The organism is Pseudomonas sp. ES1, assembly GCF_050586605.1.
GTDB classification, from domain to species: Bacteria; Pseudomonadota; Gammaproteobacteria; order Pseudomonadales; family Pseudomonadaceae; genus Aquipseudomonas; species Aquipseudomonas sichuanensis.
This window is the reverse complement of the sequence record NZ_JBOBDM010000128.1, coordinates 1-1,564: the sequence shown is the minus strand read 5'-3', so window position 1 is coordinate 1,564 and position 1,564 is coordinate 1. Positions and strand designations below refer to the sequence as shown.

1 pseudogene is annotated in these 1,564 nt (G+C 62.6%); it reads left to right on the top strand.

Features of this window, described 5'->3' with window-relative positions:
* Positions 1 to 1,564: pseudogene (locus tag ACQ4N9_RS26445) on the top strand (RHS repeat-associated core domain-containing protein); the annotation flags it as partial.

Here is a 1,564-nt window from a genome sequence, read left to right as displayed (position 1 = left end):
TCTGTGGTTACGCGACTATGACGAGCGCGGCAACCTGGTCGAGAGCGTCGATCCGTTGGGCAACAAGACCGAGTTCGCCTACACCCCGGCCGGGTTGGTCAAGGCGATCAAGGATGCGCTGGGCAACGAAAAGAAACTCGCCTACAACGACGCCGGGCAGTTGCTTGAGTACACCGACTGCTCCGGAAAGAGCAGTGCCTGGGCCTACAACACCCTTGGCCAGCTGACCGCATTCTTTGACGCAGCCGGCAACCAGACCGCCTACGAGTACCAGGCCGGCCAGTTGGCCAAGGTCACCCACCCGGACCAGACCGAAGAGCGCTTCAGCTACGATGCCGAAGGCCGCCTGCTGGCGCATGTCGATGCCCTCGAGCGCTGCACCACCTGGGCCTACAGCGCCGCAGGCCTGCTGAGCGAACGCATCGACGCCAACGAACACACCCTGCGTTATCGCTGGGACAAGCTTGGCCGCTTGATCGGCTTGGAAAACGAGAACGCGAGCAAGGCCACCTTCCTCTACGACCCGGTGGGCCGGCTGCTACAAGAGACTGGCTTCGATGGTCTGGTCACCCGTTACCAGTACGACCCGCACAGCGGTCGCCTCGCCTCGACCCAGGTTGGCCAGCGCCGTATCGAACTGACCTTCGACCCTATGGGCCGATTGAGTGAGCGTACGGCCCGCCTGGGCAACCAGAGCCAGAGCGAAACCTTCGCCTACGATGGCAACGGCCAACTGATCCAGGCCGTGAACGCCGCCAGCAAGCTGCAATGGTTCTTTGATGAAGCCGGCAACCTGACCCGTGAGCATCAGTACTACCTGGCCACCGGGACGCCGATGGTTGCGGTGTGGCAGCACCAATACGATGCCCTCAACCAGCGCACCGCGACGATTCGCCCGGACGGCCACAAGGTCAGCTGGCTGACTTACGGCAGCGGCCACCTGCTCGGCATGACCCTCGACCAACACGAGATGCTGGCCTACGAGCGCGATGATCTGCACCGCGAAATCGTGCGGCATCAGGGCAATAAGTTGATGCAAACCCAGGCCTGGGACCCTGCAGGGCGTTTGCAGGAACAGCTGCTGGGCAGCCATGACGGCCAATCCACGTTGCTCAAGCGTCACTACCGCTACGACGCTGCCAGCCAGTTGACCAACATCAACGACAGCCGTCGTGGTCCGTTGGAGTACCAGTACGACCCGGTGGGCCGCCTGCTCAAGGCCACCAGCTGCCTGGGCGTGGAAACCTTCGCCTTCGACCCGGCCGGTAACCTGCTGGACCAGAAGACTCAGGAACTGAATCGCCCGCTGGAAGCCGATCCACGCCGTAACAAGCTGATGGACAACCTGCTGCGCGAGTACGCCGGCACCCACTACAAATACGACGAACGCGGCAACCTGATCCACCGCCTGCACAACGGGTCCCATGCCCACTTCACCTGGGACCTGTTCGACCGGCTGGCCGGTTACAACGACGACAAGCTCAAGGTCGACTACAGCTACGACGCCTTGGGTCGTCGCCTGCACAAGCATTCGGTGGCGCACTTCTGGGATCGCCCTGAAGCC